This window comes from Aestuariivivens sediminicola, from assembly GCF_022662015.1.
Lineage (GTDB): Bacteria > Bacteroidota > Bacteroidia > Flavobacteriales > Flavobacteriaceae > Aestuariivivens > Aestuariivivens sediminicola.
In genome coordinates, this window is sequence record NZ_JAKMCM010000013.1 from 1 (window position 1) to 14308 (window position 14308).

Genomic DNA, 14308 nt, shown 5'->3' on the forward strand with positions numbered 1-14308 from the left:
ATTTCTTCTTTGCCATAATGTTTACTTTTTAAGGTTTGTAATAAAGCCTTGAAAGCATGCTTTCAAGTTAATAATCTATTACTTAACTTTATTCCTTAACTGGTAAACATTTAGCTGACGCTACACAGACAATGTTGGTCGGGTATTAGATTATTTGGATGAGAATGGATTATCTGAAAATACAATTGTTGTATATACTTCCGATCAGGGATTTTACCTTGGTGAACATGGTTGGTTTGATAAACGGTTTATTTATGATGAATCGTTTAAAACCCCCTTATTAATTCGTTGGCCAAATAAAATTAAAGCAGGTGCCACCTGTGATGAGATGGTGCAGAACCTAGATTTTGCACAAACTTTTTTAGAGGCTGCACAAATAAAATCTCCAGCTTCAATGCAAGGCGAAAGTCTGATGCCATTACTAAAGGGGAATAATAAACTTTGGACCAGAGATGCTGTATATTACCATTATTATGAGTATCCCGGTGTACATAAAGTAAAACGGCATTATGGTATAGTAAACAAAGAATATAAGTTGGTTCACTTTTATCACGATGTTGATGAACGGGAATTATATGATCGTAAAAAAGATCTACAGGAAATGAATAGTATATATGATGATCCTGATTACAATGATATTGTAAACGAACTCAAAATTAAGCTGACAGAACTACGTGTTAAATATAAAGACTCTGAAGAGCTGGATAAGCATTTTATTGAAATTACAAAAGAAAATAAAAAACATTGATTATGAAAAACGAATTAGCACCTTGCTTGGTTGTAATACTATTGTTTTTAACTCATTTAGCTCATAGTCAAAAAGAAACCTTATTTTAATCGAAATCTTTATTGGAACTATCCTCATTACCATGAGTAGACAGGGATGAAAGCTGATTGCGCAATTCGTCCAGGAGATTATAAGGGATCATTTTAAAAAGTTGAGGGAATTGTAATAATTTGTTTATCTGTTACCAAAATCTTTAACATTATGAACCCAAAAAATGATTATTTCCGCGAACTAATAAAATTGGTTTTACCAGAAGAAATATTTGAATATTTTGAGATCGTTAAATTAGAAGTAAAAGAAAAATCTGTAGATGTTAAGCTTGCACTGCGTATTCACACGCGTTGTGTTTAATAATTATTAAATCTTGTGTAATTTTAAAAAGATGCATTATGAGTATAAAAGAAAGAATTAGAGTTGTTTTGATGGTCATTATACTATTTCCTTCAATATTATTTGCTCAAAATAAATCAGAAGAAAGGCCACCAAATATATTCTTTTTTTTCGCAGACGACTGGGGTGAATATGCGAGTGTATATAATTCTTTTCCACCCAATCAGTCATTTAGAACTCCTACAATTGACCAGTTCGCAAAAAAAGGAGTGATTTTTAATAATGCCCATGTAACATCTCCTTCCTGTACTCCCAGTCGTAGTTCTTTACTTTCAGGGCAATACTTTTATCGTACTGGTACTGGTGCTATTCTTACGGGAGCAAAGTGGGACTCGAATATTCCAAGTTATCCTCTTTTGTTAAGAGATGCCGGATATCATATTGGTTACACTTATAAAGTATGGAGTCCCGGTACTCCCAAGGATGCTCCTTATGGTGGAAAAAAGTATGAATATGCAAATGCGGGAAGACGATTCAACAATTTTTCACAAAATGTAACCAAAATGGTTGCGAGAGGTAAATTAATTGATGAAGCAAAGACTGAAATCTATAAGGAAGTCATTCAGAATTTCAGAGATTTTATTGCCGATCGTAAGGACAATAAATCATTTTGTTATTGGTTTGGTCCTACCAACACCCACAGAAAATGGGTCAAAGGTTCGGGGAAAATGTTATGGGGATTAGAACCTGATAGCCTTAAAGGAAAGATGCCTGAATTTCTACCCGATGTGCATGTAGTGAGGGAGGATATGACTGACTATCTCGGTGAAGTACTGGCTTTAGACGCTGTTCTGGAATTGTTTCTGAAAGAATTAGAAGTTATGGGAGAGAGGGAAAATACCATTATTGTAATTAGTGGCGATCATGGTATTCCTGGTATGCCACGTGGTAAATGCAATCTTTATCCTTTCGGCACAAAGGTTCCTCTTCTTGTGCAATGGCCAGGACATGCTCCTGCAGGCAGATATGTAGATGATTTTATTAATTTGATGGATTTGGCACCCACATTCCTTGAACTGGCGGACCAACCAATTCCGGAATGCATGACTGGCAAAAGTATTGTCTCTCTGCTCCAGTCTGATAAAAGCGGACTTATTGATTCTACACGGGATTATGTGATTGTAGGCAGAGAACGCCATGTTGCTAAAGCCCGAGAGGGAAATTTACCTTATCCTCAAAGAGCAATTAGTACTAAGGATTTTTTATATATCATAAATTTTGCTCCTGACAGAGAGCCAATGGGTACTCCTTTTGGACTTGATGGAACAGGTTCTGAACCGTCTTTTGCAGAGTTGGAAAATAATACATCTGTTTCTTATTCAGATTTGGATGCCAGTCCCACAAAAGCATGGATGATTAAGAATCGTAAACAAAAAGAATGGGAAATGCATTGGCTCTTGGGTTTTGGAAAAAGGCCGATGGAGGAACTGTACGATCTTCGAAAAGATCCTGATTATCTCTATAATGTTGCAGATAAGATAGAATACGCAGACGTGCAGAAGAAACTCCATAAACGTCTTATAGATAATCTAAAAGCCACTGGAGACCCTCGGGTTAGTGGAGACGGTCAGACTTTTGAAAAACCTCCTTTCGTTGAAAAATAATAATATTTACATATTTAAAAGTTAACACTTATATGGACAATATGTGAATAATCGATAAATTACTAAACACAACAATGTATCCTATGAAAAGCATTAGCCGATACAGTATTGAAATTAAGGGGTTTAGAACGCTTTAATTTCTTATAACTTGACAGGAAAGTAACAGCAGCTTATAAAGACAGTGTGTAAAAAATCATAATAAATTAAAATTTAAAAAATAAAACTTATGAATATCAAACAGAATTTCTTTGTAATCGCTTTTGTTTTGTTTGCATCTTTTGCTTTCGCACAAAGAAAAGCAGATATGTTAAAAAGCGAAAAACCAAATATTTTATTCATCGCAATTGATGATATGAATGACTGGACCGGCTTTTTAGGAGGCCATCCTGATGCAATAACGCCAAGTCTGGACAAGCTGGCAAAGAAAGGAATAAGCTTTACAAATGCACATTGTCCGGCGCCAGCTTGTTCGCCAAGCAGGAATGCTCTTTTGTTTGGAATTGAGCCATTTAATTCGGGCTTATACCCTTTTTATGAGCTTGGAATACATGATGAGCTGGCAGATAAGTATATAAGTTTACCGCGTTTCCTGAAAGAGAGCGGATATTCGACTTATGGAGCCGGTAAAATTCATCACGGAAGTTTTAATGATGAACGTGAATGGACTGAATATTTTAAATCAAAACCGATAAAAAAACAATTTAAAGAAGGTTTGGGGTATCATCATGGTAAAGGAGGAAAGATGTCATTTAGAGCAACTCTAAATCCGGACGAGGAGCATATTGACCACCAAGTAGCATCTTATGGTATTGATATTCTCAAAGAAAAGCACGAAAAGCCTTTCTTTTTAGCAGTCGGGATTGTGAAGCCACATTTACCATTTGATGCTCCTGTACGGTTTTTTGATGCTTTACCAGACGAAGTTGCTTCGCCTGAAATTTTGAAGAATGATCTGGATGATATACCAAAAGTGGGTAGAGAGATGAAAAAGTCCGGCTCTTTTTACTATAAAGAAAACAAATGGAATGAAGTGAGACGTGCTTATCTTGCTTGTATTTCGTGGGCTGATTATAACATTGGTCGTGTATTGGATGAACTGGAAAAAAGCCCTTATGCGGATAATACTATTATTGTAATTTGGTCAGATCATGGATACCATTTAGGAGAGAAAATGAGTTTTAAGAAATTCACTTTGTGGGAAGAAGCGACTCGTGTTCCGTTTATTATTTATGATCCTCGTATAAAAATGAAGAATAAGCAAGATTGCTCTCAACCTGTTTCTTTGATTGATATTTATAAAACACTTGGCGAACTCGTAGATCTGAAAATACCGGAATATGTCAATGGAACTAGTTTGGTTCCTTTACTTAAGAAACCCGAGAAACATACCGGAGAACCTGCTATTACTTCATGGGGAAGAGGGAATTATGCTGTTAGAAGCAATAATTGGCGATATATTCGATATTTTGATGGTTCCGAAGAGTTGTATTCGCACGAAAATGATAAAAACGAATGGTATAATTTAGCTAATAAACCGGAATATGAAAAACAAAAGGCGAAATTGGCAAAATATTTACCAAAACATGAGGCACCACTTATAAAAAAGGATATTGTTCCCTGGAGTGTTGAGGGCTTTGAAAGGGAAAAATACAGACCTAATGTAGGTGAAGAAAAATGATAAATAGACTATTGTGGCTAAGTTGTAATATAAGTGCCCCAATGTTTTACATGAACAGGAATTTTTATTTCGAACCGCACATTTCTATATATTCCAGCACCGGGATACCCCCTTGCAGATAAATCTTCAGGATTAACTTTTACAGCAACGATATTATTTCCACCAAAATTGATATAGGCCGTTATATCTATTTGAGAGCCGATATAACCGTAGGGTCTGTGATATACCTTTTTACCATTAATAAAAATGGTAGAGTTGTTCATAATACCATCGAACTCAAGAGTTACAACATTGTCTTTTTCAATCCCATCAATAGTGAAATATTTTCGATACCAGGCGTGTTCAGAAATAGGTAAACCACCAGTTCTAAGATTATAATCAGGTTTAAAAGGGCCTTCAATCACATAATCATGAGGTACAGATAATGGCCTCCAATTAGAATCATTATACGCCACTGTTGAAGCCAACGAATCCTCAGTTTTTTGAATAACTATTGATCGTTAAAAGAATTTATCTTTCTTAATGGTGTTTCAGTAGTACAACAAGCTAGTATGGACATCACAAACAAAAGAAGTAATAATCTACTCATGATGATATTTAAATGTTTATTATTTTTATGTAATATTCGCTTTCAAGTGTCAATTTTTGATCTGGATAAAATCTCTTTGTTTTATATGATCAGCGAGCTTTGCGGATAATTTTTTGACCAAACTTTTATTTTCTTTTATTTCAGAAATATTTACATTTTCATCCGGATCTGTGGTTAAATTATACAACATTCGATCTGTTCTTTCTCCTGTATGATCGTCAAACCATTCGGTATAGGTATATGTTTGCGTTATGATGGTTTCACCCGTCTTCCAACGGCTAAATACAGCTTCTTTCCAAGATTGATCAGGCTCAGCTACCAAAGGCGCAAAACTTTTGCCTTGCAAATGAAACGGCTTAGATAGGCCTGCCAAATCACATAAGGTCGGATAAATATCAACGTATTCTACCAAAGCATCTGTTTTAACATTACCCTTTTGTCCCGGAACATATAGAATTAAGGGCGTACGTAATACGTTATCGTAATTGCAGTGTTTGACCCATAAATCGTGCTCACCAAGGTTCCAACCGTGATCGCCCCAAAGAATGACAATGGTATTTTGGGCCAGACCAGAATGCTCGAGTTCGTTTAAAACTTTGCCCACTTGCGCATCGACATAACTCACCGAAGCATAATACCCGTGAATTAATTTCTTCATAAAGTCCTGTTCCATTGAGCCTTCATCAGGCACATCGGTATATTCCCTTAATTCTTTAAAGTTATGCATACTTATGTCGGGTGCACCAATAGGTTTATACATATTATCGGGTAATTGTATGTTATCAATATTGTACATATCCCAATATTTCTTCGGTACATTAAACGGCAGATGTGGTTTTCTAAATCCAACAGCAAGAAAAAATCTTTGACCTGTTTCCTTAAAATTCCCCAGGTGTCGAATGGCTTCATCAGCAATCATGCCATCACCATAAATATGATCCGACCCGTCCGGAGCCTCAAAGCTAGGACCATTAATGCCCCATTTAGTTTTAACGCTTTGATTAAGAGACGCCGGAGTAATATATTCTTGCCAACCGTTCCAATCCCCCTTTGGTCGCCACTGCGGAATACTCCAACTACCAACTCCATCCGGGTTTTTATGATATACTTTCCCCAAGGATATGGTGTAGTATCCATTATTTTTAAAATGCATGGGGAGACTAACTACTCCGGGTAAATCCTTATCCTGGCTTATATGGGCATCCTCAAAGCGATATCGATTTGGACGCACACCGGAGAGCAGACTGGCACGGGAGGCACCACAAACCGGTATGTTGCAATAGGACCGATTAAAAATCATACCGGATGCCGCCAACCTGTCAATATGAGGGGAAATTATTTGAGATTTCCCATAACAACCCAACTCAGGACGCAAATCATCCACGACTATAAATAAGACATTAGGCTTTGCTATTTCCTGTGCTTTCGCCATGGCTGATATGACTGCAAGCATAATAAACATTAGAACTTTTTTTAACATAATCAATAATTTATGGCATAATTAAAATAGAAAGGTATGGTCTTGTGTAATGTAATGAATTTCATTTTTACTTGTGCTAAAATAGTAAATACTCATTTTCTATTAATGCTAAAGATAAGCTCCCATATTCAGTATCGTTTTGATTACAGATATCTAATTTTGATCATAACCATTCTTTTGCACATGTAAGCAAGGTAATTGTAGATGTCGACTGCAATAATTTACATGCGTTACGGTTCTATTAAAGTTTTAAGACAGGAGGCTAAAATGATAATGAGCCATATCCTCTTATTGTTAATGGTTATTCAATGGTATTGAAATCAATTTTTCTGTAAAGGTATTGCCATTAGTATCCTTTATTATCACAAGATAAAGGCCCTGCTTTTGATCTTTTAAATTAATTTCTGATTGGTTCGACTTCAAATTAAACACTTTCTTTACTATTTTTCCGTTCACATCGAATACTGTAAGGGAATCCATCGGAAAGGATGATTTTATTGTAAATATACCATCGCACGGATTTGGAAATATTAACGTATCGCTTACAGTCATTTTGGTATTAGACAAAGTACTGGCATAATAAATATCCAAGTTGCTGTCTGCCGAGACCGTAGCCTCCGGTATAGCTGGTGTTGAGTTCTGATTGTTGTAAAAATATCCAACGTCGGTGAGGGTTGTTTGATTAGCAACTGTATAATAATCTGCAACATCCGAATTGGGTTGATACCAGCAGTATCTTTCAACATAATCTAGAGTTTCTAAGTATGGTAAAGCCAGTTGCATGAAGCCATAATTGGTAGCGGTCGATCTGTTGGGGTTGGCATTAAATTCTGTAATCCATATCGGTAACTTATATAGATCATATACCCTTTGCAAGTAATTTTTAAATCTATTAAACACCTGTTGAGGATCGGCATTTGGAGAATTTTTCGGACTTGACCCCCAATCGTACCAATGTACCCCAATAACATCTATTCTGATATCTTGTGCATTGGCTTTGTCATGAAATTCTTTGAGCCAACCAAAAGGTGCATTTTCTCTGCAATTTGGAGACACCAATCGCAGTCCTGTTTTCATTAAATTTTTGTAGGTATTTACGGCGACATCCGTATTGCATAAGTTATTCCATTGTCCGGACTGATCTTCACAATTGTCAGATTCATTAAAAGCCAGTACATGAGTGACTTTATATTTTGATTTATAATTTGCAATGTCACCGTCATCATTGGCACCTCCATAACCCCAAGCCATAGGTGCATATTCTGTTGCCAATCGCGAAGTATTTCCGTTTCCCCAATTATAGTACCAAGTATGATCCATTTCATCATAAATACCACCAATACCTTTTTTCGCAACCCAGTTCCAAGGCACAACTCTAATAAATGAGACATTATTGACCAGATAGTTTGGTAATTCGTTAATAATTAGATCTTCTTCTGAAGCGATATAATTTTTACTTTTACCCGTGCCATCCTCGGTTACGGCAAAGGTTGCCATAAAGCCTTTCTTCAAAAGGAAAGATTCCATTTTATTTTCCATATGGTTAGGAAGACTAACTCCGTTGTGAACATCGCCTATCGAGAGATTAGCAGATTGACCAGTTAAATAGGCGTCATCGAAAATCGTCAGTGCATCAGATGACAAATTATTTCCTCTAATAACAGTACCTATGGCGTAGTAATTATCCAATCGAAGATTAGTTTGATAATTAGCGGCCGCACCATTTACGGTGATCTGACCTATATGATCATTAAGTATGGATTGGGGATTTTTGTTTAAAGTCCTAATCCAACCCATATCAGAGGTAAAATCTATTGCTATACCATTTTGAAAAGGACTGGCATGACTGAGGTTTAGGTATGCGTTACTATTTATAATTACATGACCAGATGACAATGCATCAGCTTCCAAGGCTGAAGATGTTATAGAAAGTGTTCCGGATCCTAAATTAATGATTCCGGAAGCCAAAATAACTTCCAGACTAGAATCGCTTATTTCAAGATCAATATTTATGGGTTGATCAGCGTCTATTGTTCCGATTTCCGGTGGTAGGTCAGTCATTGAATCTTTCCAATTCGTTTCATCAAAAAAATCGTTGTTGGCAGCAAACCCTGTCCATGTTAACTGCTGCGAATAACTCTGAAACAAAGTCATTAGAATAATTAAGATTATAAATTCCTTTTTCATAAAAGTGACTGCTTAATTTATTGAAAAGATTAAGCCCTGAACTCGTACAAATATATAATCATGTTATATGCCCTTTAGGGTATAAATTACTCAATAAAGGGTAACTTAGAGGTCATGCTTCTTGAACTGTCAATTAAATCTTTATATTGAGGCTTTTATTACATTAATTTAAAAAATTGTTTCACTTTAGTAAAAATTTAAGCTATTCTTGCGTTAATTTATCAAACTATTATAGCAGAAAATTGGATATTATAATTATGATAAATAGAAAATTATGGTTGCTTTTTCTGTTGCTATCGCTGGTTAGCATATTCGATTCGTATTCCCAAATTTTTACGGATTTTATCAACACAGAATATATTAATGCCGATAATGGACTTTCTCAAAGTGAAGTAACTTCTATAATTAAGGATAAGAAGGGCTTTATATGGATAGGTACCCGCGGAGGTTTAAATCGCTATGATGGGAATACCATAAAAGTTTTTCGAAACAAAATAGAGAATTCCAATAGCCTTATAAATAACTCGATTGAAACATTATTTGAGGATAGCGATGGATATATTTGGATAGGGACCAAGTCCAATGGTGTTAGTCGTTACAATCCGGAATTTCATAAATTCGAACAGCTGCCAAAAGTAAGATCTGAAACTGATTCTTTGCCTCTTGGCGACAAACGAGTCGTTGCCATAGAAGAGGCAGATTCTAAGGAAATTTGGTTGGGGACATGGCAAAATGGATTTTATATCCTTAACCAAAAGAGAGAACTTTTGGGTCATTTTTTAAGTGATTTAAAGATCAATGACATTTTAAAATCTAAAAATGGCAATATATGGGTGGCTACAAATAATGGCGCTTATCTCTTTTCATCCAAAGGGCACCAAATTAAACATATCCGTTTTGATGGTAGAAATTTAGAGTTTAACGCCATTGCTGAAGATGTACGGACCAATTTAATATATTTTGTTACATGGTCTGAGGGAGTTTTGGAGTACGATAATAACAAAAATACCTTTACCCAATATAAGGATCATCCAAATGTCGATTTAAGAAACACATATTATATAGAGCAGATAAGCGATGGTAGCATGCTGATAGGGACCTGGGGGAATGGTCTTCTTATTTTTGATCCACAAACTAAAGAATTTGACGCCTTCAGTTTTGGTAAAAACCATAATAGAGGTGCAGCAGAATTGTATGATGAAGTCTTGTATATATTTCAAGATGATCTCGGAATTTTATGGTTTGGCACTAATGGAGGTGTTTGCAAAGTAGCACAAAAGGAGAATCAATTTGAAAGTACTCAAAGTAGTAACTTGCCAAATAAACCTGTTTGGAAAATTGAAAAGGATTTTAGAAACAATATTTGGGTTGGATTAAAAGGGGATAAGAATGTCTATTACAGTGAAGACAACCTCACGTCCTTTAAAAAAGTAGTGCCTCAATTCAAGCCCGATCTCCTGGTCGGTGAAAAAGATCATGTCCGGGAAATTTACCAGGCAAGGGATAGCTCACTCTGGCTTGCAAACGTAACAAGTCTGTATGAAATAGTAGAGCATGATGCCAAGTTTTCTATTGTTCCAATTAAAATTAAAGACCATGTAACCTCTGAAGAACATTACCTCACAAAAATCACAAAATTATTTCAGACCATGGATGGTACATTTTGGATTGGCACACAACAAAGAGGGCTAAGAAAATCTTTAAATTCCGGAAACCCGAAAACCCAATCTTTTAAAAAATACCTGAATAACCAGAGGATAAGTGATTTTTTACAGGATAGCAAAGAGCGTTTATGGGTTGGAACCTATCAAGGATTAAAATTATATAATTCTATTTCTGATAATTTCAAGACCTTTAATAAAATTCATGGGAAAACGGGAACACTGAGTAGTGATATTATTATTTGTTTGCATGAGGACAAAAGCGGAACACTCTGGGTAGGAACCCCGAATGGACTGAATAAAGTTATTGAAGCAGGTAATGATAAATTCATCTTTAAATTATATCAAGAAAAAGATGGATTACTAGACAGTTATATACATGCTATCTTAGAAGACGACAACGGGAATATATGGGTTAGCACGAATAAAGGGGTCTCCAGATTTAACAAAGAAGATGGTCTGTTTTATAATTATGATACGAACTCTGGATTATTGTCAAACACTTTTTTAGAAGATTCTGCAGTAAATGGATCAAATGGGAAATTATATTTTGGCAGTATCTATGGAATTAACATTTTAGATCCGGAGACCATTGGGAATTCCGAAATACCGCCGGTCGTGTTAACAGGCCTAAAAGTATCTGGACAGGAAATTTCTGGAGGCACAACAGATGATGAAAATATTGTTTTAGAAAAGGCTATTGAATACAATACTGAAATTATTTTGTCTCATGATAATAATAGACTCACTTTAGAATATGCCGCTTTAGACTTCCTTTCGAGTTATGACTATTCATATAATTATATGTTAGAAGGGCTTGATTCCGATTGGAACACAACCACTAATGAAAACCAAATAACCTACTCGAATTTAGATGCCGGTGAATACATCTTCAAAGTTAAGACCATCAATAAAAACATACAGAAGGAGACACAAGCAGCTAGTTTAAAGATCACCGTATTGCCTGTGTTCTGGAAAACGTGGCAAGCCTTAGTGCTCTATGTTTTAATATTTATAGGGTTATTATACTTATTTAAGCTCGTGATTGAAAGGGAGCATAATCTAAAAAACAAACTAGAAATATCTAAATTAAAAAGGAAAAAGGAAGAAGAACTCATTAGATTGAAAACCCAGTTCTTTACCGATGTTGCTCATGAATTCAGAACACCGCTGTCTTTAATCTCTGGACCTGTGGAAATGATGATGGATGACACTCTGGATGAGAATCAAAGAAAAGGACATCTATCGACTGTTTACTACCACACACAACGGCTTTTAAATTTGGTAAATCAATTACTGGATTTTAGAAAAGTTGAAAGTGGTAAAATGAAATTGAGAGTAGCCGAAGGCAATTTTCAGAGCTTTGCTTATGAAATATACCTTTCTTTTTTGGAGTTAGCCGAAAGCAGAAACATAAATTTTCAGTTTAATGCTGAAGGCGTCATGACACCTCTAACCTATGATAGGCAAAAAATGGAAATTGTCCTGTGCAACCTCCTATCCAATGCTTTTAAATTCTCTCCAGATCATGGTGAAATTGTGTTGACAGTGAGCACCTCAAATAACAAGGACGAAAGCAATCAGTTTCCATTGGGCTATTGCATGATTTCCGTAAAAGATAATGGCACTGGAATTTCGAAGGAGGGTTTAAAGTTAATTTTTAATCGGTTTTATCAAATTTCTAATACAAATTCTTCCAGTCTTTTAGGTACGGGCATTGGGTTAGCCTTGGTAAAAAGTATTGTAAAATTACATAAAGGCCTTATTGAGGTAGAAAGTGAGGAGGGCGAGGGTAGTGAATTCATAGTGAAATTACCTTTGGGGAATAACCACTTCGCGATGGAAGATTTTATTACGGATTTCAAAAAAGCTGAAGATCCTGTTCACTATACAGTCGAAAAAGTGGTGAGCTTTCAAAATGATGTTGTCAAAACCCGTGATGACCAACTTCCAAGTATGTTGATCGTCGAGGATAATGCCAATATTAGAAACTTTATTAAAACGCTTTTCATGGACACTTATAATACCATGGAAGCGGAAAACGGCAGGATAGGTTTTGAAAAAGCATTAAAGCATTTACCTGATATTATAATTACAGATTTGGCCATGCCTGAAGTCGATGGTCTTATGTTATGCAAGAATCTTAGAAAAACTAAGGAAACCATGCATATACCAATCGTTATGTTAACAGCAAGAACCAGCACAGTATTTCAACAGCAGGGCTATAGCTATGGAGCTGACATCTATGTGACTAAACCATTTAATGCAGCCCTGTTAAAAGTGCAGGTTCAGGGATTACTGACTAACAGGTTAAAACTAAGGGAATATTTTTCAAAGAAAATTACCCTGCAACCAACGGATGTCGAAGCTACCTCCCATGATGAGGAGTTTATTAATAATGCTATGAAAATAGTCGAGGAAAATCTCCTGAATGAAAATTTAAACAGAGAATTTTTAGCCGATAAATTAGCAACCAGCCCTTCGACACTCTATAGAAAAATAAAAACCTTAACCGGGCAGGATACGTCTACCTTTGTGAGATCCATCCGCATCAAGAGAGCAGCCCAATTGATTTTGAATAAGCACGATAATATTGGCTCGATTGGCTATGCCGTAGGATTCAACGATTTAAAATATTTCAGAAAGTGTTTTAAGGATCAATTTGGAGCCTCACCTTCTAAATTTAGTAAAGAATCCACAAATAGGGAAGTCTCCGGGTAGTGGTTTTCATTTTAAAAAAATAGCCTTTAGCTCTAATCAGAATGATTCTTTACTCTCTATTACAGAGGTATTGATTATTGCGAGACTCTTGCAATGGGATTTTGGATTTTAAATATATTAATATTCAAATCGAGCTTGGGAGATTGTGGTGCATTGACCTGATATCTCCTTTTAAAAATGCTCCCAATTACATCTTTCCTATGTTTTATTTGTGAATAACGCTTTCAATGCGGTCCTTATCCGTACATCCCTCTTTTTATAAAAACTCTGTTCCAGGGATATCATATTAAACTGTATCATCGGACATTGGTTCATAAAGAACAAAGTCGTTGCCACGGTTAAGGTTATTTCTAGAACATCTAGTGAAATATCGGTTGATGGTATATTGGAGAGCACAGTCAATATAAAACGTAATCGCTGACAATAGAAGGTTTGAACGTTGTCATCTTGATTTAATCGCAGGCATTAAAGATTATCCTAAGAAGTTAGGGAAACTCAAAGGTTTCTATGATTAAGAAAGGCATATAATCTTATAGCCCCCCCTTTTTGAACGCTCGTCAATCTTAAAATAAAGTAAAAACGTGAAACTTTGTTATGAGATAAATTAATTATGGATGAAAAAATTAATAAAGCGGGAAATAAAAACAAATTACATGGTTTAATTGTTTTTGGTTTGCTAATTGTATTTTTTGTAACACTACTTTATTTGTTTATGAAGTAAACATGAAAACTCATGAATTCGAGAACTGAGTTATAAAAAAAACTAAATAGTTTGATAAGCATACCGCTAAGTTTTGAATCTTATTTATCTGCAACTAAAATTAACTAAAACTAAACATTTTATGAGTAATTCAAAAAGACGCATAAGAATTCGAAAAAACAGGTATGTGCTTTATGCATTCGTATTTTTCATTTTTACATCGATTTCTTCTAGTGCAATTGACGATCCAAATTGGATTTCTGACACAAAAACCATACAACAAAAAATCGTTTCGAGTAAGCTTAAAGATTCCACAGGATTTCCACTGGCCGAAGCCATTGTTATTGAAAAAGGATTAACTAATGGTATGCATAACTCTTTTGATGGAATTTGTTCCTTAACGGTATCCAACAGTTCCACCTTTGTAATTTCTTTTCCTGGTTATGTTCCCCAAAAAATTAAAGTGGCTCAACAGACCAATTATTTTGATGAAACAATTTAAACGATGTTT

At 35.4% G+C, this 14308-nt stretch carries 8 protein-coding genes and 1 pseudogene; 6 read left to right on the forward strand and 3 right to left on the reverse strand.

The window, feature by feature from the left end:
- Positions 1–139: 139 nt before the first annotated feature.
- The 4 genes and pseudogenes from MR041_RS15380 to MR041_RS15395 all read left to right on the forward strand — a co-directional run.
- A pseudogene (locus MR041_RS15380) lies at positions 140–748 on the forward strand (sulfatase/phosphatase domain-containing protein); the annotation flags it as partial.
- A gap of 240 nt (positions 749–988) precedes the next feature.
- Positions 989–1138, forward strand: a complete 150-nt coding sequence (locus MR041_RS15385; RefSeq protein WP_242085561.1) for a hypothetical protein — start codon at positions 989–991, stop codon at positions 1136–1138.
- 38 nt (positions 1139–1176) lie between these two features.
- On the forward strand, positions 1177–2781 hold the full coding sequence (locus tag MR041_RS15390; protein ID WP_242085562.1) for a sulfatase family protein: 1605 nt from the start codon (positions 1177–1179) through the stop codon (positions 2779–2781).
- A gap of 226 nt (positions 2782–3007) precedes the next feature.
- Positions 3008–4459: a sulfatase gene (locus tag MR041_RS15395; RefSeq protein ID WP_242095145.1), complete on the forward strand. Its 1452-nt coding sequence runs from the start codon at positions 3008–3010 to the stop codon at positions 4457–4459.
- Positions 4460–4476: 17 nt separating this feature from the next.
- On the opposite strand, the gene MR041_RS15400 is transcribed toward MR041_RS15395, so the two are convergent.
- The 3 genes from MR041_RS15400 to MR041_RS15410 all read right to left on the reverse strand — a co-directional run bounded on the left by MR041_RS15400 (position 4477) and on the right by MR041_RS15410 (position 8715).
- Positions 4477–4926 carry a sugar-binding domain-containing protein gene (locus tag MR041_RS15400; RefSeq protein ID WP_242085564.1) on the reverse strand — a complete coding sequence of 150 codons (450 nt, stop codon included), beginning with the start codon at positions 4924–4926 and terminating at the stop codon, positions 4477–4479.
- 171 nt (positions 4927–5097) lie between these two features.
- Positions 5098–6528 carry a sulfatase gene (locus MR041_RS15405; protein WP_242085565.1) on the reverse strand — a complete coding sequence of 477 codons (1431 nt, stop codon included), beginning with the start codon at positions 6526–6528 and terminating at the stop codon, positions 5098–5100.
- Positions 6529–6822: 294 nt separating this feature from the next.
- Entirely contained in the window at positions 6823–8715 is a 1893-nt protein-coding gene (locus MR041_RS15410) for a glycosyl hydrolase (RefSeq protein ID WP_242095146.1), read from the reverse strand.
- A gap of 257 nt (positions 8716–8972) precedes the next feature.
- Between MR041_RS15410 and MR041_RS15415 the strand changes: the two genes are divergently transcribed.
- Complete coding sequence (locus MR041_RS15415) at positions 8973–13097, forward strand: hybrid sensor histidine kinase/response regulator transcription factor (RefSeq protein WP_242095147.1); 4125 nt, start codon at positions 8973–8975, stop codon at positions 13095–13097.
- Between the two features lie 842 nt (positions 13098–13939).
- Entirely contained in the window at positions 13940–14299 is a 360-nt protein-coding gene (locus MR041_RS15420; RefSeq protein ID WP_242095148.1) for a carboxypeptidase-like regulatory domain-containing protein, read from the forward strand.
- Positions 14300–14308: the final 9 nt, after the last annotated feature.

Excerpts from the sequence above, each read along its gene's own strand:
- MR041_RS15410 (WP_242095146.1), bottom strand. The coding sequence starts at position 8,715 with ATGAAAAAGGAATTTATAATCTTAATTATTCTAATGACTTTGTTTCAG.
- MR041_RS15405 (WP_242085565.1), bottom strand. The coding sequence starts at position 6,528 with ATGTTAAAAAAAGTTCTAATGTTTATTATGCTTGCAGTCATATCAGCC.
- MR041_RS15415 (WP_242095147.1), top strand. The coding sequence starts at position 8,973 with ATGATAAATAGAAAATTATGGTTGCTTTTTCTGTTGCTATCGCTGGTT.
- MR041_RS15385 (WP_242085561.1), top strand. The coding sequence starts at position 989 with ATGAACCCAAAAAATGATTATTTCCGCGAACTAATAAAATTGGTTTTA.
- MR041_RS15390 (WP_242085562.1), top strand. The coding sequence starts at position 1,177 with ATGAGTATAAAAGAAAGAATTAGAGTTGTTTTGATGGTCATTATACTA.
- MR041_RS15395 (WP_242095145.1), top strand. The coding sequence starts at position 3,008 with ATGAATATCAAACAGAATTTCTTTGTAATCGCTTTTGTTTTGTTTGCA.
- MR041_RS15420 (WP_242095148.1), top strand. The coding sequence starts at position 13,940 with ATGAGTAATTCAAAAAGACGCATAAGAATTCGAAAAAACAGGTATGTG.